The 18,347-nt window shown below is 71.1% G+C and carries 17 protein-coding genes; 2 read left to right on the plus strand and 15 right to left on the minus strand.

What is annotated here, in order from left to right; translation table 11 throughout:
- Positions 1 to 160 precede the first annotated feature (160 nt).
- Positions 161 to 1,390: a DUF349 domain-containing protein gene (locus ACZ6ZI_RS18530; RefSeq protein WP_469521889.1), complete on the plus strand. Its 1,230-nt coding sequence runs from the start codon at positions 161 to 163 to the stop codon at positions 1,388 to 1,390.
- A gap of 330 nt (positions 1,391 to 1,720) precedes the next feature.
- Positions 1,721 to 2,854: a hypothetical protein gene (locus tag ACZ6ZI_RS18535; RefSeq protein WP_363056189.1), complete on the plus strand. Its 1,134-nt coding sequence runs from the start codon at positions 1,721 to 1,723 to the stop codon at positions 2,852 to 2,854.
- 132 nt (positions 2,855 to 2,986) lie between these two features.
- On the opposite strand, the gene ACZ6ZI_RS18540 is transcribed toward ACZ6ZI_RS18535, so the two are convergent.
- From ACZ6ZI_RS18540 to pgsA, 15 genes are all read right to left on the minus strand, one after another.
- Positions 2,987 to 5,410, minus strand: coding sequence for a RelA/SpoT family protein (locus tag ACZ6ZI_RS18540; RefSeq protein ID WP_363056191.1), 2,424 nt, complete (start codon positions 5,408 to 5,410; stop codon positions 2,987 to 2,989).
- Between the two features lie 208 nt (positions 5,411 to 5,618).
- Positions 5,619 to 6,176, minus strand: a complete 558-nt coding sequence (locus ACZ6ZI_RS18545; RefSeq protein ID WP_469521892.1) for an adenine phosphoribosyltransferase — start codon at positions 6,174 to 6,176, stop codon at positions 5,619 to 5,621.
- On the minus strand, positions 6,173 to 7,234 hold the full coding sequence (gene secF, locus ACZ6ZI_RS18550) for a protein translocase subunit SecF (protein WP_469521895.1): 1,062 nt from the start codon (positions 7,232 to 7,234) through the stop codon (positions 6,173 to 6,175). Before secF ends, ACZ6ZI_RS18545 begins: the two co-directional genes overlap by 4 nt.
- Positions 7,235 to 7,237: 3 nt before the next feature.
- On the minus strand, positions 7,238 to 9,043 hold the full coding sequence (gene secD / locus ACZ6ZI_RS18555; RefSeq protein ID WP_469521898.1) for a protein translocase subunit SecD: 1,806 nt from the start codon (positions 9,041 to 9,043) through the stop codon (positions 7,238 to 7,240).
- A 150-nt stretch (positions 9,044 to 9,193) separates the two neighbouring features.
- Positions 9,194 to 9,658, minus strand: a complete 465-nt coding sequence (yajC, locus tag ACZ6ZI_RS18560) for a preprotein translocase subunit YajC (protein WP_469521900.1) — start codon at positions 9,656 to 9,658, stop codon at positions 9,194 to 9,196.
- A gap of 164 nt (positions 9,659 to 9,822) precedes the next feature.
- Entirely contained in the window at positions 9,823 to 10,884 is a 1,062-nt protein-coding gene (gene ruvB / locus ACZ6ZI_RS18565) for a Holliday junction branch migration DNA helicase RuvB (protein ID WP_363056201.1), read from the minus strand.
- Between the two features lie 53 nt (positions 10,885 to 10,937).
- Positions 10,938 to 11,570, minus strand: coding sequence for a Holliday junction branch migration protein RuvA (ruvA, locus tag ACZ6ZI_RS18570; protein WP_469521903.1), 633 nt, complete (start codon positions 11,568 to 11,570; stop codon positions 10,938 to 10,940).
- A complete protein-coding gene (gene ruvC / locus ACZ6ZI_RS18575) occupies positions 11,567 to 12,097 on the minus strand; it encodes a crossover junction endodeoxyribonuclease RuvC (RefSeq protein ID WP_363056205.1) in 531 nt (176 codons plus the stop codon). Before ruvC ends, ruvA begins: the two co-directional genes overlap by 4 nt.
- Before the next feature lie 132 nt (positions 12,098 to 12,229).
- Entirely contained in the window at positions 12,230 to 12,982 is a 753-nt protein-coding gene (locus ACZ6ZI_RS18580; RefSeq protein ID WP_053786045.1) for a YebC/PmpR family DNA-binding transcriptional regulator, read from the minus strand.
- Positions 12,983 to 13,039: 57 nt separating this feature from the next.
- Positions 13,040 to 13,633 carry a pyridoxal 5'-phosphate synthase glutaminase subunit PdxT gene (pdxT, locus tag ACZ6ZI_RS18585; protein WP_469521906.1) on the minus strand — a complete coding sequence of 198 codons (594 nt, stop codon included), beginning with the start codon at positions 13,631 to 13,633 and terminating at the stop codon, positions 13,040 to 13,042.
- 7 nt (positions 13,634 to 13,640) lie between these two features.
- Positions 13,641 to 14,558 carry a pyridoxal 5'-phosphate synthase lyase subunit PdxS gene (gene pdxS / locus ACZ6ZI_RS18590; RefSeq protein ID WP_363056209.1) on the minus strand — a complete coding sequence of 306 codons (918 nt, stop codon included), beginning with the start codon at positions 14,556 to 14,558 and terminating at the stop codon, positions 13,641 to 13,643.
- Between the two features lie 165 nt (positions 14,559 to 14,723).
- Complete coding sequence (locus ACZ6ZI_RS18595) at positions 14,724 to 15,266, minus strand: hypothetical protein (protein WP_363056211.1); 543 nt, start codon at positions 15,264 to 15,266, stop codon at positions 14,724 to 14,726.
- 85 nt (positions 15,267 to 15,351) lie between these two features.
- Positions 15,352 to 16,512, minus strand: coding sequence for a glycosyltransferase family 4 protein (locus ACZ6ZI_RS18600; RefSeq protein WP_363056213.1), 1,161 nt, complete (start codon positions 16,510 to 16,512; stop codon positions 15,352 to 15,354).
- Positions 16,512 to 17,414, minus strand: a complete 903-nt coding sequence (locus ACZ6ZI_RS18605) for a phosphatidylinositol mannoside acyltransferase (RefSeq protein ID WP_469521909.1) — start codon at positions 17,412 to 17,414, stop codon at positions 16,512 to 16,514. Before ACZ6ZI_RS18605 ends, ACZ6ZI_RS18600 begins: the two co-directional genes overlap by 1 nt.
- On the minus strand, positions 17,414 to 18,079 hold the full coding sequence (pgsA, locus tag ACZ6ZI_RS18610; protein WP_469521913.1) for a phosphatidylinositol phosphate synthase: 666 nt from the start codon (positions 18,077 to 18,079) through the stop codon (positions 17,414 to 17,416). Before pgsA ends, ACZ6ZI_RS18605 begins: the two co-directional genes overlap by 1 nt.
- Between the last annotated feature and the right edge of the window lie 268 nt (positions 18,080 to 18,347).

An 18,347-nucleotide genomic window follows, 5' to 3' on the forward strand; every position in this document is an offset into this window, starting at 1 on the left:
CCGCGTGCCCGTACGTCGATATTGCGTCGTGCGGGATGCGGACAGCCGGCCCGGCGGTCGCCTATGTTGGCGTTGTGCAGGGCGGGCGGTGCCCGCCCCAGGAAACTGTGGACGATGCCCGGGGGCGAACCCCTCACGGGCATCAGGTGGAGGAGGCGCTGTGAGCAGCGACCCGTGGGGCCGAGTCGACGAGACCGGCACCGTGTACGTGCGTACTTCCGAGGGCGAGCAGGTCGTCGGCTCGTGGCAGGCGGGCACCCCTGAGGAGGCCCTGGCCTACTTCGAGCGCAAGTACGAGGGCCTGGTGGTCGAGATCGGCCTCCTCGAACGACGGGTGCGGACCACCGACCTGTCCGCCAAGGACGCCCAGACGGCCATCGACCACCTGCGCACGCAGGTGGACGAGCACCACGCCGTGGGTGACCTGGAGGCGCTGCGCGTCCGGCTCGACAAGCTGGTGGCGACGGTGGACTCGCGCCGTGAGGAGCGCAAGGTCCAGAAGGCCAAGCAGGCGGACGAGGCGCGGACCGCGAAGGACGCCCTGGTCACCGAGGCCGAGCAGCTGGCGCAGAGCGACCAGTGGCGCAGTGCCGGTGAGCGGCTGCGGGCCCTGGTGGACATCTGGAAGGGTCTGCCCCGGCTCGACCGCAAGTCGGACGACGAGCTGTGGCACCGCTTCTCGCACGCCCGTTCCGCCTTCTCCAAGCGGCGCAAGGCCCACTTCGCCGCCCTGGACGCCCAGCGCGAGGACGCCCGCAAGGCGAAGGAGAAGCTGGTCGCCGAGGCGGAGTCGCTGTCGAAGTCGACGGACTGGGGTCCGACGGCGGCCCGCTACCGCGAGCTGATGGACAGCTGGAAGGCCGCGGGCCGGGCGCAGCGCGAGGCCGAGGACGACCTGTGGAACCGTTTCCGCGGTGCGCAGGACGTGTTCTTCGCGGCGCGCGGCGAGGTCTTCGCGGAGCGCGACGCCGAGCAGGTCGAGAACCTGAAGCTGAAGGAGGAGCTCGCCGTCGAGGCGGAGAAGCTCGTCCCGGTGACGGACCTGAAGGCGGCCCGTGCCGCGTTCCGCTCCCTCAACGAGCGCTGGGAGGCCATCGGGCACGTACCGCGGGACGCCCGTCCCAAGGTCGAGGGCCGGATGCACGCCGTGGAGCGGGCCATCCAGGAGGCCGAGGAGGGCGAGTGGCGGCGTACGAACCCGGAGGCGCGGGCCCGTGCGGCCGGTCTGACGGGTCAGCTGCAGGCGGCCGTCGACAAGCTGCGTGAGCAGATCGACGCGGCGCGCGCCGCGGGCAACAACACGAAGGCCGACAAGCTGGCCCGGGAGCTGGAGGGCCGGCAGGCCCTGCTGGACCAGGCGCTGAAGGGTCTTGAGGAGTTCGGCGGCTGACGCCGGCCGCCTCGCGCCGCGGGCACCGTCGGACCTCTCCGGCGGTGCCCGTTCGCTTGTGCGGCGCGTCCGGCGGACGCAGCACCCGTATCCCGTACCCCATTTGTTACGTGGTCCGAACACAGGGTGCGCGCCGGCGGCACCTGACACCTGTGTACCGTTGTACGGTGCCGCAGGTGGCGGCCTTCTGCCGGGCGACGACCAGGATTGAATGTGACGCATACCCAGATACGCGCTGATGTCCCAGACGCACTACTCGTTGCCGAGCCGCTCACCAGCAAGAAGGACTCCGGGCTCCGAGGTGTCGGACGGCGCGTACGCGACAGCCTGGTGCGGGCCCGGAAGGCGCTGCTGATCCACATCGCGCTGCGCGCCACCGGACTGGCGGTCATGGCGGTCTGGGCGGAGCGCAAGGACGTGCGGCCGCTGGAGATCCTCGGCGGTCGCTGGGACGCGATCTACTACCTGCACATCGCCGAGAACGGTCTGACCACTCCGCTGGCGACCCCGTCGCCGTGCGCCTTCGCGGGGCCGAGCTGCCAGATGGCGTTCTTCCCCGTCTATCCGATGCTGACGCGCTGGACCTCGTACGCCACCGGGCTGCCCATGAACTGGGTGGGCATGGGGCTGGCCCTGCTCGCGTCGGTGGTCGCGGCCTGGGGCATCTTCGCGGTCACCGACAAGATCTACGGTCGTCGCGTCGCGCTCTTCACCTGCGCGCTGTTCGCGATCGTGCCGGCCGCGCTGGTCCAGTCGATGGCGTACACCGAGCCGCTGTTCCTGGCCCTGTCGGTGTGGGCGATGTACGCGGTGATGACGAAGTCCTGGTTGACGGCGGGCGTGCTGGCCTTCTTCGCGGGAGCCACCCGACCGTCGGGTTCGGCCATCGTCGCGGCCGTGGTGCTGGCGGGCGTCTGGGAGTTCGTCCAGTGGCGGCGCGGCCGTCGTGCGCAGCGGCCGCCGGTGGGCCGGATCGTGGCGGCCTCGCTGATCGCCCCGCTGGGATGGTTCGGCTACGTCGGCTACGTCGGCTGGCACTTCGGGCGTTGGGACGGGTACTTCGAGCTCCAGCGCCGTTGGGGTTCGGTCTACGACGGCGGCTTCGACACCCTGATCGAGCTGAAGAAGACCTTCACCGAGGTGCACACCACCCTCAACCACGTGGTGGTCTCGCTCACGGTGGTCACCGCGGTGGTGCTGTTCGTCCTGATGACGCGCAAGCGGCGGCCCCCGATGGTCGTGTGGATCTTCGCCGCGATGATCATGCTGATGGCGCTGGGCGGCGCGGGCTTCTACTTCTCGAAGATGCGTTTCATCATGCCCGCGTTCCCGCTGTTGTTCCCGTTCGCGCTGGCGCTGGCACGGGCCCGCCGGAGCACCGTGGTGTGGATCATCGGCTCCGCGACGGTGGTCTCGGCCCTCTTCGGCGGCAACCTGAACTTCGTCTGGTGGGGTTGTCCCTGATCCGACCCGGACGCCACCTGTCCTCGTGACGAAGGGCGCCACCCCCGAGGGGGTGGCGCCCTTCGCCGTTCCGGGGCCGGGCCCGGGGCCGAGGCCGGGGTGCCCGGGGCCCGCGGCCCCGGGCGTCGGTCCCTACGGCCTGCGGGCCGAGGTGACGCGGTAGACGTCGTAGACGCCCTCGACGCCCCGGACGGCCTTCAGGACGTGGCCCAGGTGCTTCGGGTCGCCCATCTCGAAGGTGAACCGGGAGGTGGCGACCCGGTCCCGCGAGGTCTGCACGGCCGCCGAGAGGATGTTGACGTGCTGGTCCGACAGGACCCGGGTGACGTCCGACAGCAGCCGGGACCGGTCCAGCGCCTCGACCTGGATGGCCACCAGGAAGACGGAGGACTGGGTCGGCGCCCACTCCACCTCCAGCATCCGCTCGGGCTGCTGCGAGAGGGAGTCCACGTTCACGCAGTCGGCGCGGTGAACCGATACGCCACTGCCGCGGGTGACGAACCCGATGATCGGGTCGCCCGGCACCGGGGTGCAGCAACGGGCCAGCTTCACCCAGACGTCGTCGACGCCCTTGACCACCACGCCGGGGTCGGCGCTGCCGCGCCGCTTGCTTCGCCCGCGCGCCGGCGGAATGCTCTCCTCGATGTCCTCGTTCGCGGCCTCCTCGCCGCCGAGGGCCTGCACGAGCTTCTGCACGACGCCCTGCGCGGCCACGTGGCCCTCGCCGATCGCCGCGTACAGGGAGGAGATGTCGGGGTAGCGCATCTCGTGCGCGAGGGTGACGAGCGAGTCGCCGGTCAGGATGCGCTGGATCGGCAGGTTCTGCTTGCGCATGGCCCGCGCGATGGCGTCCTTGCCGTGCTCGATGGCCTCGTCGCGGCGCTCCTTGGAGAACCAGGCGCGGATCTTGTTGCGGGCCCGGGGCGATTTGACGAAGCCGAGCCAGTCGCGGGACGGGCCCGCGCCCTCGGCCTTGGAGGTGAAGACCTCGACGAGGTCACCGTTGTCGAGGGTCGATTCCAGCGGTACGAGGCGCCCGTTGACCCGCGCCCCTATGGTGCGGTGACCGACCTCGGTGTGGACGGCGTAGGCGAAGTCCACGGAGGTCGCCCCGGCGGGCAGCGCGATGACGTCGCCCTTGGGGGTGAAGACGAAGACCTCGTTGCGGGAGAGGTCGAAGCGCAGCGAGTCCAGGAACTCGCCCGGGTCCTCGGTCTCCTTCTGCCAGTCGAGCAACTGGCGCAGCCAGGCCATGTCGTTGACGGTGTCCTGACCGGCGCTGCCCTTGGCGGCCTGCGGGACGTCCGTGCGGACCTTGGAGGTGCCGGCGACGGTCTGCTGCTTGTACTTCCAGTGCGCGGCGATGCCGTACTCGGCGCGGCGGTGCATGTCGAAGGTGCGGATCTGGAGTTCGACCGGCTTGCCGCTGGGTCCGATGACCGTCGTGTGGAGCGACTGGTACATGTTGAACTTGGGCATCGCGATGTAGTCCTTGAACCGGCCGGGGACCGGGTTCCAGCGCGCGTGCACCGTGCCGAGGGCCGCGTAGCAGTCCCGGACGGTGTCCACGAGGACGCGGATGCCCACCAGGTCGTAGATCTCCGCGAAGTCACGGCCGCGGACGATCATCTTCTGGTAGACGCTGTAGTAGTGCTTGGGCCGACCGGTGACCGTGGCCTTGATCCGGGCGGCTCTGAGGTCGGTCTGCACCTCGTCGGTGACGACGGCCAGGTACTCGTCGCGCTTGGGGGCGCGCTCGGCGACGAGCCGGACGATCTCGTCGTACATCTTGGGGTAGAGGATCGCGAAGGCGAGATCCTCCAGCTCCCACTTGATGGTGTTCATGCCGAGGCGGTGGGCCAGCGGCGCGTAGATCTCGAGGGTCTCGCGGGCCTTCTTCTCCTGCTTCTCCCGCTTGAGGTAGCGCATGGTGCGCATGTTGTGCAGGCGGTCGGCGAGCTTGATGACGAGGACCCGGGGGTCCTTCGCCATGGCCACGACCATCTTGCGGACGGTCTCGGCCTGCGCCGCCTCGCCGAACTTGACCCGGTCGAGCTTGGTGACGCCGTCGACGAGCAGGGCCACGGCGTCGCCGAAGTCGCGGCGCAGCTGTTCGAGGCCGTACTCGGTGTCCTCGACGGTGTCGTGCAGCAGGCCCGCCATGAGGGTGGCGGGGTCCATGCCCAGCTCGGCGAGGATGGTGGTCACCGCGAGCGGGTGGGTGATGTACGGGTCGCCGCTCTTGCGCTTCTGACCGCGGTGCCAGCGCTCGGCGACCTGGTACGCCTGTTCGATCTGGCGCAGCGTCTCCGTGGAGATCTTCGGGTCGTTGCCGCGGACTATGCGGAGCAGGGGTTCCAGTACCGGGTTGTACGGGTTGGAACGCTGTACGCCGAGGCGTGCCAGCCTGGCGCGCACCCGGTTGGAGGACCCGGCCGGCTTCGCCGGAGCGGGCTTGACCGGCGGCGCCGGCGGGGGCGTGGCTGCGGCCGCCGCGGCCGCTTCGGCCTGCGGGTCGGGCTGCGCGGCGGAGAGTGGCTGGACCTCGTCTGGCAAGAGCGCTCCTCACGGGGGTCCCCCCAGACGGAGTCAGGGGGAGGATCCGGGGCCCCGGTCAGGTCCGGATAACCCATGGTAGCGAGGGTTCCGCCGGCCCGTTCCCCCGTGCCCGCCCCGCGGGACGGCGCCCTTGGCGCGGGGCCCGTACGACGAAGCGGCGGTCACCCGGGAGTCCCGGATGCCCGCCGCTTCGCGGTGCGTGGGGTCAGACCACGATGAGCGCGTCCAGCGGGGCGCCGGCGAGGGCGCCCGTGAGCTTCTCGCGGCCGGGGAGGAAGGACAGCTCCATCAGGACCGCCACTCCCGCGACCTCGGCGCCGGCCCGTCGGATCAGCTCCAGGGAGGCCTCGGCGGTGCCGCCGGTGGCCAGGACGTCGTCGATGACCATGACCTTGTCACCGGCCGACAGGTCCTCCGCGTGGACCTCGATCTCCGCGGTGCCGTACTCCAGCTCGTAGGCCTGGGAGAGCGTGGCTCCCGGGAGCTTGCCGGCCTTGCGGACCGGAACGAAGCCGATGCCCGCCTGGACGGCGACCGGGGCGGCGAGGATGAACCCGCGCGCCTCCAGGCCGACGATCTTCGTCGCGCCGTAGCGGCCCGCGAGGTCCACCAGCGCCCCCGTGAGGGCGGCGAAGGCCTTCGGGTCGGCCAGCAGCGGGGTGATGTCCTTGAACATCACCCCCGGCTTCGGGTAGTCCGGGACGTCCTTGATCCGGCCGAGCAGCAGCTCGCGGACCTCGGGGGAACAGGGCGCGGTGGTCACCGGCGACGCCTCCCCTGACCGCCCTGGCCCACGACCTCCGGCGAGTCCTCGCCGGTCTCGTCGACCTCGTCGGTGGACTCGCCCTTGGCACCGGCGGCCGCGCGCTTGGCGAGGACGCGCTTCTTCAGCGCCTTCATCGCCGGCTCGCGCTCCTTCAGGTCCGCCACCAGCGGGGTCGCGATGAAGATCGAGGAGTACGCACCGGCCGCGAGGCCGACGAACAGCGACAGCGAGATGTCGTTCAGCATGCCCGCGCCCAGGAAGCCGCCGCCGATGAACAGCAGGCCGGCGACCGGCAGCAGGGCGACGACGGTGGTGTTGATCGAGCGGACCAGCGTGCCGTTGATGCTGCGGTTGGCGATCTCGCTGTACGTGAAGCGGGTCTGCTTGGTGATGTCCTTCGAGCCCTCCTTCAGACCGTCGAAGACTACGACGGTGTCGTAGAGGGAGTAACCGAGGATCGTGAGCAGACCGATCACCGTGCCCGGGGTGACCTCGAAGCCCACCAGCGCGTACACGCCGACGGTGATCGTGAGGTCGTGGATCAGCGCGACCAGCGCGGCGACGGCCATGCGCCACTCGAAGGCGATGGCCAGGTAGATCACCACGAGGATCATGAAGATCCCGAGGCCCATCCACGCCTTGTTGGCGATCTGCTCGCCCCAGCTCGGACCGACCAGGTCGGCGTTGATGTCGCCGGCGGGGACCTTGAGCTCGGTGGCGAGCTTCGCCTTGACGTCGGCCGCGGCCGACGTGTCCAGACCGGAGATCTGGATGCGCAGGGCGCCGGTACCCAGCTCCTGCACGATCGCGTCGTGCCCCGAGACCTCCTCGGCGGTCTCCGTGGCCTTCGCCACCGAGACGGCCGTCTTCGGGGTGGTGAAGACGGCACCGCCCTTGAACTCGATGCCCATGTTGAGACCCTGGACGGCCAGGGCCACGATCGCCGTGATGGTGATCAGGATGGAAACGCCGTACCAGAGAAAGCGCTTGCCGACGAAGTCGTACCCGACCTCACCTCGGTACAGCTTGGCGCCGAGATCTCCCAGCTTCGACATCTCTCACGCCTCCTTTGCGTCGACGGGGGCGGGGACGGGACCGGTGCGGCGGGACCGGCGCAGCGGCGGCTTCGCGCCGAGACGCTCGGGGTCCAGCCCGGACCACGGGTGACCGCTCGAGAAGAACTTCGTACGCGCCAGCAGCGTCATGATCGGCTTGGTGAAGAGGAACACCACGACCACGTCGAGCAGGGTCGTCAGACCCAGCGTGAAGGCGAAGCCCTGGACCTTGCCGACGGTGACGATGAAGAGCACCGCGGCGGCGAGGAAGGACACGAAGTCGGAGACCAGGATGGTGCGGCGGGCGCGCGGCCAGGCGCGCTCGACGGCCGGACGCAGGGTGCGGCCCTCGCGGATCTCGTCGCGGATGCGCTCGAAGTAGACGATGAACGAGTCCGCGGTGATGCCGATGGCGACGATGGCGCCACAGACGGCGGGCAGGTTCAGGGCGAAGCCGATGCCCTTGCCGAGCAGCGACATGATCGTGTACGTGAGGATCGCGGACACCATGAGGCTGACGATCGCGATGAACGCCAGACCGCGGTAGTAGACCAGCAGGTAGATCACGACGAGGATCAGGCCGATGGCACCGGCGATCAGACCGGCCTTCAGCTGCTCGCCGCCGAGGGCGGCGGTGACGGTGGTGACGCTGTCCTCGCTGAAGGAGAGCGGCAGGGCGCCGTAGGAGAGCATGTTGCCCAGGTCCTGGGCGCTCTGCTGGGTGAAGCCGCCGGAGATCTCGGCGTTGCCGCCGGTCAGCGCCTGGCTGACGGAGGGGTCGGAGATGACCTTGCCGTCGAGGACGATCGCGAACTGGTTCTGCGGGGCCTGCTTGGTGGCGAGCTCACCGGTGATCTTGGCGAACTTGTCGGCGCCCTTGTCGGTGAACTGCATCGTGACGATCCACATGCCGCGCTGCGGGTCGATGACGCCCTTGGCGTCCTTCACGTCCTGGCCGTTGACCTGGGCCGGGCCGAGGACCCACTTGCCCCAGACGTCGCCGCGCTGGCCACAGGCCAGGACCGGGTCCTCGGGCTTGGCGCCCTTGCCCACGGCGGCGCGCTGGTCCTCCTTGGTGCAGTCCAGGGCGACGAAGCGGGCCTGGAGGTCGGCGACGGCGGGGTCCACGGGCGGCGCGCTCGGAGCGGGCGCGGACGCGGAGGGGGTCGCCTTGTTGTCGTCTGCCTTCTTCGACTCGCTCGCCGAGGGCGAGGGAGTGGGGGTGCTCGGGGCCTTGAGGGCCTCGCTGAGCACACGGCCCTGGGAAGTGGCGCTGGACGACGGGGTGGCCTGGCCGGAGGGCTTCGCGCCGCCTTCGGCCTTGGGGGCTCCGGACCCGCTCGCGGAGGGGGTCGGGGACGCGGAGGTGCTCGGCTTCGGCTCGGGCGCCGCGGGGGCGCCGTCGGCGAAGGCCAGCACGGGGCGGAAGTACAGCTGGGCGGTGGTGCCGACCTGCTCGCGCGCCTGCTGCTCGTTCACGCCCTTGGGGATGTTCACGATGATGTGGTCGCGGCCCTGGGTCTGGACCTCGGCCTCCGAGACGCCGAGACCGTTGACGCGGCGGTCGATGATGCCGACCGCCGTGTTCATGTTGGTCTCGTTGATCGCGTCCGGTTTGCCGGGCTCGCTCTTGGCCTTGAGCGTGATGCTCGTACCGCCCGCGAGGTCGATCCCCAGACGCGGGGTCGTCTGCTTCGTGAGGAACATCCCCGCGGTGAGCGCCACCATCGCGATCAGGATGATGGCCAGGGCACGCCCCGGCCTCCCCTGAGCCCCCGTGGGCCGCCGGCCCTTCTTCGGTGCTGCCACCTTGTCGTTTCTCCCTGTCCAACCGTCCCGCGCCGGGTCAGCGCGCGGACGGCCACGAAATGTGTGGTGGGGACCCCTGCCCCCCGCAGAAGTTCACTGCGGGTACCGCGACGCCGCCGGTCGGACGTCGCCGCGGTCCCCGACCGGCCGCTACTTGGCGCCGGTCTCGCCGTCGGACTTGCCGTCCTTGGGCTCGTCGTCCTTGCCCAGGTCGAGCTTGGGGGTCTCGTCCGTGCCGGAGTCCTTCGACAGGTCCGTCTTCGGGGACTCGGCGTCGGTCAGCGAGGAGGCGTCGTCCGGGACGACCGGCGCGTCGCCGGTCAGGACGTCGGGCGTGCCGTGGACGATGCGGTTGTACTCCTCGTCCTCCAGCACGGCGCCGATGGCGTTCTTCGCGAAGATGGCGTGGACGCCGGGCGCCACCTCGAGGGTGACGGTGTCGTCACCGATCTCCTTCACCGTGGCGTACATGCCGCCGATGGTGCGGACACCGGTGCCGGGCGTCATTTCGTCGCGCATCTGCGCGGCCGCCTGCTGCTTCTTCTTGGCGGATCGGGTCATCAGGAACATCGCCCCGATGAGCACGATGAACGGGAGGAGTGTCACGAGATTCACGGGACGGAGATCCTTCGCACGACCGCACGGGAGACGGCCTTTTTCTACGGGGGTGGGCACGCCGACCCGAAGGGTCGGCATCGGCGGAGTCTAGGCGAGTCCGCACCGATGGAACAACGCCCAGCATGTCACCGCAGTTCCTGACCCGGGAAACGCCCGCGCCGTCAGGCCCCGAACAAGCCCTGTTGTCCGCTTGATCCACTCCCGGGGGCGGTGGGCGGGACGAGCCCCAGGTGGGCCCATGCCGCCGGGGTCGCGACCCGACCTCGGGGGGTACGGGCGAGCAGCCCCTCCCGGACCAGGAACGGCTCGGCGACCTCCTCGACGGTCTCGCGCTCCTCGCCGACGGCCACGGCGAGCGTCGACAGGCCGACGGGACCCCCGCCGAACAGCTTCAGCAGGGCCTCCAGCACGGCGCGGTCCAGCCGGTCCAGACCGCGGGCGTCGACCTCGTAGACCTGGAGGGCGGTACCGGCCACCTCGCGGGTGATCACCCCGTCGGCCCTGACCTGGGCGTAGTCGCGGACGCGGCGCAGCAGGCGGTTGGCGATGCGGGGGGTGCCGCGCGAACGGCCCGCGATCTCGGCGGCGCCGGCGGTGTCGATCTCCACGTCGAGGAGGCGGGCGGAGCGGTGGACGACGCGCTCCAGCTCCTCGGGGGCGTAGAACTCCATGTGCCCGGTGAAGCCGAAGCGGTCGCGCAGGGGCGGGGGCAGCAGGCCGGCCCGGGTGGTGGCGCCGACCAGGGTGAAGGGCGGCAGCTCCAGGGGGATGGCGGTGGCCCCGGGGCCCTTGCCGACGATGACGTCGACCCGGAAGTCCTCCATGGCCATGTACAGCATCTCCTCGGCGGGCCGCGACATGCGGTGGATCTCGTCGAGGAAGAGGACCTCGCCCTCCTGGAGGGAGGACAGGATCGCGGCGAGGTCGCCGGCGTGCTGGATGGCGGGGCCGGAGGTGATCCGGATCGGGGCCCCCATCTCCGCCGCGATGATCATGGAGAGGGTGGTCTTGCCGAGGCCCGGGGCACCGGAGAGCAGGACGTGGTCGGCGGTGGCGCCGCGTTGACGCGCCGCCTTCAGGACGAGGTCGAGCTGTTGGCGGACTTTCTCCTGGCCGACGAACTCGCCGAGGTCCTTCGGACGCAGCGCCGCCTCGACGGCGGTGTCCTCGCCGTCCGCGGCGGGCGCCACGATCCGGTCCTCGCTCGCGTCATCCCAATTCACGGTGTCAGTCTGCCTTCTCGGTGCGTACGGGGGTCCCTGCGGCGGCGGCGCGCTCAGCGGGCCCGGTTCAGGGACTGGAGGGCGGCGCGCAGCAGCTGCGGCACGGGGGCGGAGCCGCCGGCGGCGATGGCCTCCTCGGCCTGCGGGGCGACGGCCGCGACCGCCTCGTCCGCGTCCCGGGGGGCGTAGCCGAGGCCGATCAGCGCGGCCTGGAGCTGTTCCGTCCACGGCGCGGGGCCGGTGGCGGCGGCCCGCTGGGCGCCCACGAGGCCGCTCGTGCCCTGGGGGGAGCCGAGTTTGCCCTTGAGTTCCAGGAGCAGCTTCTGGGCGCCCTTCTTGCCGATGCCGGGCACCGCCATGAGGGCCTTCTCGTCGCCCGTGGAGACCGCGAGGCGCAGCGCGTCGGGGCTGTGGGCGCCGAGCATGGCCTGGGCGAGGCGCGGGCCGACCCCGCTCGCGGTCTGGAGGAGCTCGAAGACCTGGCGTTCGTCGTCGTCGGCGAAGCCGTACAGGGTCAGCGAGTCCTCCCGGACGACCAGGGAGGTGGCCAGTCGGGCGGGCTCGCCGGTGCGCAGGGCGGCGAGGGTGTTCGGGGTGCAGTGGACGGCCATGCCCACGCCGCCGACCTCGATGACGGCCTGGGTGGGGGCGAGGGCGGCCACCTGGCCGCTGACGAAGGCGATCATCGGGTACGGCCTTTCGAGGCGTGCTGGGCGACCGCCTGCTGGAGGCGGCTCTGGGCGGGGGCCCGCCAGATGTGGCAGATGGCCAGGGCGAGGGCGTCGGCGGCGTCGGCCGGTTTGGGCGGCGCGGCCAGCCGCAGGAGTCGGGTGACCATGGCCCCGACCTGTGCCTTGTCCGCGCGGCCGGAGCCGGTGACGGCGGCCTTGACCTCGCTGGGGGTGTGCAGGGCGACCGGTATGCCCCGGCGGGCGGCGCACAGCATGGCGACGGCGCTGGCCTGGGCGGTGCCCATGACGGTGCTGACGTTGTGCTGGCTGAAGACCCGTTCGACGGCGACCACCTCGGGGCGGTGGGTCTCGATCCACTCCTCGATGCCGCGTTCGATGGCGACGAGCCGGTCGCCGAGCTCGGCCTCCACGGGCGTGCGCACCACGCCGACGCCGATCATCGTCAGGGGTCGGCCGGCGACTCCCTCGACGACCCCGACACCGCATCGGGTCAGTCCCGGGTCCACACCGAGTACGCGCACCGCCCACCCCCTTCGTCGATCGCCTGTGCGTGTGCGTGCAGGCTATCGGGCGCCACCGACAACGGGCGCCACCGACAGAGCGACGGGCCGACAGGGTGTGCCCTGTCGGCCCGTCGCGTCGATCCGGGGAGGTCAGGCGTCGACCTTCTCCATGACCTCGTCCGAGACGTCGAAGTTGGCGAAGACGTTCTGGACGTCGTCGCTGTCCTCCAGCGCGTCGATCAGCTTGAAGATCTTGCGCGCGCCCTCTTCGTCGAGCTCGACCTGCATGGTCGGCAGGAAGTTGGAGTCGGCCGAGTCGTAGTCGATGCCCGCCTGCTGGAGCGCGGTGCGGACCGCGACCATGTCGGTGGCCTCGCTGATGATCTCGAAGCTGTCACCGAGGTCGTTGACCTCTTCGGCACCGGCTTCGAGCACCGTCTCCAGGACGTCGTCCTCGGAGAGCTCGCCCTTGGGCAGCAGGACGACGCCCTTGCGGTTGAACAGGTACGAGACCGAGCCCGGGTCGGCCATGGAACCGCCGTTGCGGGTCATGGCGACGCGGACGTCGGAGGCGGCGCGGTTGCGGTTGTCGGTGAGGCACTCGATGAGCACCGCGACGCCGTTCGGACCGTAGCCCTCGTACATGATCGTCTCGTAGTCGGCGCCGCCGGCTTCGAGACCGCCGCCGCGCTTGACCGCGGAGTCGATGTTCTTGTTCGGGACCGAGCTCTTCTTGGCCTTCTGAATGGCGTCGAAGAGCGTCGGGTTGCCGTCGATGTCGGCGCCGCCCATGCGGGCCGCGACCTCGATGTTCTTGATCAGCTTCGCGAAGAGCTTGCCGCGCTTGGCATCGATCACGGCCTTCTTGTGCTTCGTCGTAGCCCATTTAGAGTGGCCGGACATCCGCCTGTCTCCTTCGCGTAACCAACAGTGTTCGTCTCCGATCCTACCGGGAGCTCGTCAGAGCCCCGCGCGCACCATGTCGACGAAGTACGCGTGGACGCGGTCGTCGCCGGTCAGCTCGGGGTGGAAGGACGTCGCCAGCACGTTGCCCTGGCGTACGGCGACGGTGTGGCCGTCGTACGTCGCGAGCACCTCGGCGGCGGCGCCGACCGACTCGACCCAGGGGGCGCGGATGAAGACGCCCTCGACGGGGCCGCCCTCTATGCCGGCGAAGTCGATCCTCGCCTCGAAGGACTCGTTCTGCCGACCGAAGGCGTTGCGGCGCACGATCATGTCGATGCCGCCGAGCGTCTCCTGGTCCTCACGGCCGTCGAGCAGCTTGTCGGCGAGCATGATCATGCCGGCGCAGGTGCCGTAGACCGGCATGCCGGCCTTCACGCGCTCGCGCAGGGGCTCCAGCATGCCGAAGAGCACGGCGAGCTTCGACATCGTCGTGGACTCGCCACCGGGGATCACCAGGGCGTCGACCTCGGCGAGTTCCTCGGGGCGCCGGACCGGCCTGGCCACGGCGTCCGCCGCGGCCAGGGCGATCAGGTGCTCCCGGACGTCGCCCTGGAGGGCCAGGACACCGATCACGGGGGTGTTCGTCATGTCCGTACTACCAGCCGCGGTTGGCGTAGCGCTCGGACTCGGGGAGGGTGTCGCAGTTGATGCCGACCATGGCCTCGCCCAGGTTGCGGGAGGCGTCCGCGATGACCTTCGGGTCGTCGTAGAAGGTGGTGGCCTTCACGATGGCGGCGGCGCGCTTGGCCGGGTCGCCCGACTTGAAGATGCCGGAGCCGACGAAGACGCCCTCGGCGCCGAGCTGGCGCATGAGCGCGGCGTCGGCCGGGGTGGCGACGCCACCGGCGGAGAACAGCACGACCGGGAGCTTGCCGAGCTCGGCGACCTCCTTGACCAGCTCGTACGGGGCGCGCAGCTCCTTGGCGGCGGCGAACAGCTCGTTGTTGTCGTAGCCGCGCAGGCGGGCGATCTCGTTCTTGATCTGGCGCAGGTGACGGACGGCCTCGACGACGTTGCCGGTGCCGGCCTCGCCCTTCGAACGGATCATGGCCGCGCCCTCGGCGATGCGGCGCAGGGCCTCGCCCAGGTTGGTGGCGCCACAGACGAAGGGGGTGGTGAAGGCCCACTTGTCGGAGTGGTTGACCTCGTCGGCCGGGGTCAGGACCTCGGACTCGTCGATGTAGTCGACGCCGAGGGACTGGAGGACCTGGGCCTCGACGAAGTGGCCGATGCGGGACTTGGCCATGACCGGGATGGAGACGGCGCCGATGATCTCTTCGATCATGTTCGGGTCGGACATGCGGGCCACGCCGCCGTCCTTGCGGATGTCGGCCGGAACCCGCTCCAGGGCCATGACGGCCACGGCGCCGGCGTCCTCGGCGATCTTCGCCTGCTCGGCGTTGACCACGTCCATGATCACGCCGCCCTTGAGCTGCTCGGCCATGCCGCGCTTGACGCGGGAGGTGCCGATGGCCGACTCAGCGGACGGGGAAGAGGTGGGAAGCGTGCTCACGGGTTGACCTCACTCGAAAGGAAGACGGCGGTACCACCGGTCTGACGGGTGGCACGGGTTCTACCTGGCCGAGAAAACCTCACCGACCAGTCCACTGCAAGGGCCAATGTGGAGCCGGTGGCTCTTTGACTTGTCCCCCGTGGCCCTGGACCCCGCTCCCGGCCCTCAGGCGGGCCGGTCCGCCAGGTCTACCGGAGGCTCGTCGTCCATTTCGAAGGCGAGCGGGAACGGGGCGTGTCCCGCCAGCCTGAACCACCGCACCTTGCGGTGCCGGCGGAGCGCGCGCGCGGCCCGGACGGCGTCGTTCAGGAACCGGCGGGCCATCGGGACCCGGCGCACGGCGGCCGCCAGCTCCTCGGCGGCGGCCTCTCCCCCGGGCGCCGCCTTGAGTACCTCGACCTGGTCGGCGTCGGCGAACACCGCGCGCAGGGCCTGGCTCAGCTCGCTCTCGGCGACCTCGCGGTGTTCCTCCTCGGCCTGCCGGGCCGCGTGCGCGGCCTCGTACAGCACCAGCGAGGAGGCGGGGTCGAGAGCCCCGGAGGTCGCCACCTCCAGCACCACCGACGCCCGCCGCACGAGCTGCGCGTCCAGCGCCGCCCGCGCGGCGTCCATCCGCGTGTGCAGCCGGTCGAGGCGCCCGGCGGTCCAACTCAGATAGACCCCGACGACGCCCAGCGCCACCGCGATCCAGACAAGGTTTTCGATCACGGGCGGCGACACTACCCGGCCGGCCCCGCGCCCCGCTCACCCCGTCCGCCCGCGCGACCCCGCGGGCGGGCGGGCCGGCGGGTCGTCAGTCCCGGGAGAAGCCCAGGCGGGTGCGGAGCGGGACGCGTTCGTCGGTGGCGACGGCGGCCGCGCCGTCCGTGACCGTCTCGTACACCGCGAGGATGTCCGCGCCGACCGTCGACCAGTCGAAGCGGCGTACGTGCGCGGAGCCGCGCTCCCCGAGCTCCGCGCGCCGGTCCGGGTCGCGCAGCAGGGCCACGGCCGCCGCCGCGAGCGAGACGGGGTCCTCGTTCGCGAACAGGTCGCCCGCCGCGCCCTGGTCGAGGACCTGGGCGAAGGCGTCGAGGTCGGAGGCCAGGACGGCGGCGCCCGCCGAGAGGGCCTCCACCAGGATGATGCCGAAGCTCTCCCCGCCGGTGTTGGGGGCGACGTAGACGTCGACGCTGCGCAGCAGCCGCGCCTTGTCCTCGTCCGAGACCATGCCGAGGAACTCGACGCGGGAGCGCAGGTCTTCGGGCAGGGAGGCCACCGCCTCCTCCTCGTCGCCCCGGCCGGCGACGAGCAGGCGTACGTCGGGGCAGGCCTCGACGATGGCGGGGAAGGCGGCCATGAGCACCGGCAGGCCCTTGCGGGGTTCGTCGATGCGGCCGATGAAGCCGAGGGTCTGCCCGCCCCATTCGGGCTTCGGGTCGGCCTTGGCGAAGAAGTCCACGTCCACGCCGTTGGGGATGACCACGGCGTCGCCGCCGAGGTGCTCGACGAGCGTGCGGCGCGCGTACTCGCTGACCGCGATCCGCGCGCTGATCTTCTCCAGCGCGGGCTGGAGGATCGGGTACGCCGCGATCATGGCCCGGGAGCGGGGGTTCGAGGTGTGGAACGTCGCCACGATCGGCCCCTGGGCCGCCCAGCAGGACAGCAGCCCGAGCGAGGGCGAGGCGGGTTCGTGGATGTGGATCACGTCGAAGACCCCGTCGTGCAGCCAGCGGCGCACCCGGGCGGCGGAGAGGAAGCCGAAGTTCAGGCGGGCGACGGACCCGTTGTACGGCACCGGCACCGCCCGTCCCGCCGAGACCACGTAGGGCGGCAGCGGGGTCTCGTCGTCGGCCGGGGCCAGCACCGACACCTCGTGGCCCAGGCGGATCAGGTGTTCCGCCAGGTCACGGATGTGGAACTGGACGCCGCCCGGGACGTCCCACGAGTACGGGCACACGATGCCGATCTTCACTACGGGCGTTCCTCCAGGTCGTCGAGCCACAGGCGCTGCAACATGTGCCAGTCCTGGGGGTGCTCCGCGATCCCCAGGGCGAAGGCGTCGGCCACCGTCTGGGTCATGGCGGCGGTCTTCTCCGCGCGCGTGCCCGTCTTCGGCACCTCCACCTCGGGGTGGACGCGGCCGTACATGTGCGGCGTGTCTCCGTAGTACAGGGTGACCGGGAGCAGGATCGCCCCGGTCTGCTGGGCGAGGAGCGCGGGCCCGGCCGGCATCCGCGCCGCGGCGCCGAAGAAGTCCACCTCGACGCCGGAGGCCGACAGGTCCCGGTCGGCGACCAGGCAGACCAGGCCGCCGGAGCGCAGCCGGCGCGCGAGGGTGCCGAAGGCGGCGCCGCCGTTGTGCGGCAGGACCTCCATGCCCAGGCTCTCGCGGTAGGCCACGAAGCGGTCGTAGAGGGATTCGGGCTTGAGGCGCTCGGCGACCGTGGTGAAGGGGACGCCGAGGTGGCTCGTGACCCAGGCGCCGGCCAGGTCCCAGTTCGCCAGGTGCGGCAGGGCCGCGACGACCCCCCTGCCCGAGGCTATGGCCTCGCGCAGGATGTGGTCGTCCTGGAGGCGGACCTCCCGGGCGAAGCGGGCGGGGTCCATCGCCGGCAGGCGGAAGGACTCCATCCAGTAGCGCATGTACGAGCGCATGCCCGCGTGCGACAGCTCGCGCAGCCGTTCGGGCGAGGCGTCCGGCACGACCCGCGCCAGGTTCGACTCCAGGCGCAGCACGCTCTTGCCGCGCCGCTTCCAGGCCACGTCCGCGATCTTGCGGCCGAGGGCCACGGCGGCCGGCTCGGGGAGCTTCTTCACCCCGGCCCAGCCGAGCCCGTAGACCCCGTCGATCAGTCTGTCGCGTGCCGTCCCCATCAGCGGGAACCCCCTTCGGTGCCGGTCGCGGCGGCGTCGGCCTCGGCGGCCTCGCGGCGTACGGTGACCACGCGCTGGATCAGCGTGACGAGCGAGCCCACCGCGACGATCCACAGGGCGGCGGGGAGCAGCACCCCGATCCACGAGGGGACGCCGAAGGTCTGGAGGCCGGAGAGGCCGGCGGCGACCAGCGAGATCACCAGGCGTTCGGCGCGTTCGATGAGCCCGTTGACGGCGACCGGCAGTCCGATCGACTCGCCGCGGGCCTTGGTGTAGGAGACGACCTGGCCGCTGGCCAGGCAGAAGATGGCGACGGCGCACAGGGCGTTGTCGTTGCCGGAGCCCGCGTACCAGAGCGCGAGGCCGCCGAAGATGGCGGCGTCGGCGACCCGGTCGAGCGTGGAGTCGAGGAAGGCACCCCACCGGCTGGAGGTTCCGGCCTGGCGGGCCATGTTGCCGTCCACCAGGTCGGAGAAGACGAAGAGGGTGATGGTGATCGTGCCCCAGAAGAACTCGCCCCGGGGGAAGAAGACCAGCGCTCCCGCCACCACTCCGGCGGTGCCGATGAGGGTGACCGCGTCCGGGCTCACCCCCCGACGGAGCAGAAATGCGGCGAACGGCGTGAGAACACGCGTGAAGAACGCACGCGCGTACTTGTTCAGCATGGCCTTCCCGGAGGGTCGCTGGGCCGTACGGCCACCACGGCCACCGGCTGGCCCATCGTAGCCGGCAGCCCCGGCCCCGGGCGCCGCACACCCACCGGTTCGCCCCCGGCAACCCCCGCACGCCCCACATGTAAGGGCGACGTAAGGCCCGCGTCGCCCCCGCGGCGCGCTCCGGCCGGTGGCCGGTACGCCGTATGGACGCGCTGTGACGCCGGTGCAAAGCTCGAAGGACCCCGAATCACCCTCCTCACCGCGACACCGGGAGGCA

It is taken from the genome of Streptomyces sp. NPDC103540, assembly GCF_055584445.1.

Excerpts from the sequence above, each read along its gene's own strand:
- secF (WP_469521895.1), bottom strand. The coding sequence starts at position 7,234 with ATGTCGAAGCTGGGAGATCTCGGCGCCAAGCTGTACCGAGGTGAGGTC.
- ruvA (WP_469521903.1), bottom strand. The coding sequence starts at position 11,570 with ATGATCGCCTTCGTCAGCGGCCAGGTGGCCGCCCTCGCCCCCACCCAG.
- ACZ6ZI_RS18580 (WP_053786045.1), bottom strand. The coding sequence starts at position 12,982 with ATGTCCGGCCACTCTAAATGGGCTACGACGAAGCACAAGAAGGCCGTG.
- pdxT (WP_469521906.1), bottom strand. The coding sequence starts at position 13,633 with ATGACGAACACCCCCGTGATCGGTGTCCTGGCCCTCCAGGGCGACGTC.
- ACZ6ZI_RS18605 (WP_469521909.1), bottom strand. The coding sequence starts at position 17,414 with ATGGGGACGGCACGCGACAGACTGATCGACGGGGTCTACGGGCTCGGC.
- pgsA (WP_469521913.1), bottom strand. The coding sequence starts at position 18,079 with ATGCTGAACAAGTACGCGCGTGCGTTCTTCACGCGTGTTCTCACGCCG.